The following is a 635-nucleotide window of genomic DNA, read 5'->3' as shown; positions in this document are numbered from 1 at the left end:
TCTGCGAGGTACGAATCCGAACCGGCCAGACGGAGGTCGCTGTCTTCACAGCTTACGAACCTGAGGAGTAAGAGACCAGGCGGGGGAGAAATCCCTCGCCACCTCTCATGTGTCAGGCATCCTCAACGCACCCGCACTAAACCCGCTTCGGCGGGTTTTTTGTTGCGTGCTGAATACGCAGGGTGAAAAATAACCATATATTTGATTATATACACAACAAAAAATAAAAGTCATTGTACTTGCACATTAAACAATCAAATATACGGCGTGAAATAAATATTTATCAGATTAATATTTTTGTCTCTATGTGGATATAACCGTTTGTACTTATAAACCTGGGGGCATCGTGGAAAAAATAAAGAAACTATTTAGTAGCAAATACGCAGTCATACGTCGTGATGACCTGTCAGTTATAGTCGAAATGGATTACTTCCCTGAAACCCCAAAATCAATAATGTATCGTAATGGTCGAAAGGCAATTTTTTTACCGATGAGGGTAAGTGACATTATGGGAAATGATAAACTGCTGGATGAATTGCGAGTCAGAGCATCCTGTTAGTAGGTAATGACTCCAACTTACTGATAGTGTTTTATGTTCAGATAATGCCCGATGACCTTGTCATGCAGCTCCACCG

General features: G+C 41.7%; 2 protein-coding genes and 1 pseudogene. 2 read left to right on the top strand and 1 reads right to left on the bottom strand.

Features of this window, described 5'->3' with window-relative positions; all coding sequences use genetic code 11:
* Together hokD and ABZJ92_RS22130 are read left to right on the top strand one after the other, a co-directional pair.
* Positions 1-71: pseudogene (hokD, locus tag ABZJ92_RS22135) on the top strand (type I toxin-antitoxin system toxin HokD); the annotation flags it as partial.
* Between the two features lie 275 nt (positions 72-346).
* A complete protein-coding gene (locus ABZJ92_RS22130) occupies positions 347-559 on the top strand; it encodes a hypothetical protein (protein WP_000411314.1) in 213 nt (70 codons plus the stop codon).
* 17 nt (positions 560-576) lie between these two features.
* On the opposite strand, the gene ABZJ92_RS22125 is transcribed toward ABZJ92_RS22130, so the two are convergent.
* On the bottom strand, positions 577-633 hold the full coding sequence (locus tag ABZJ92_RS22125; RefSeq protein ID WP_003032489.1) for an IS1 family transposase: 57 nt from the start codon (positions 631-633) through the stop codon (positions 577-579).
* Between the last annotated feature and the right edge of the window lie 2 nt (positions 634-635).

This window comes from Shigella sp. FJ200513, assembly GCF_040495915.1.
Lineage (GTDB): Bacteria > Pseudomonadota > Gammaproteobacteria > Enterobacterales > Enterobacteriaceae > ECMA0423.
Note: the sequence above shows the minus strand (reverse complement) of the source record. Positions and strands in the feature narration are given on the sequence as shown.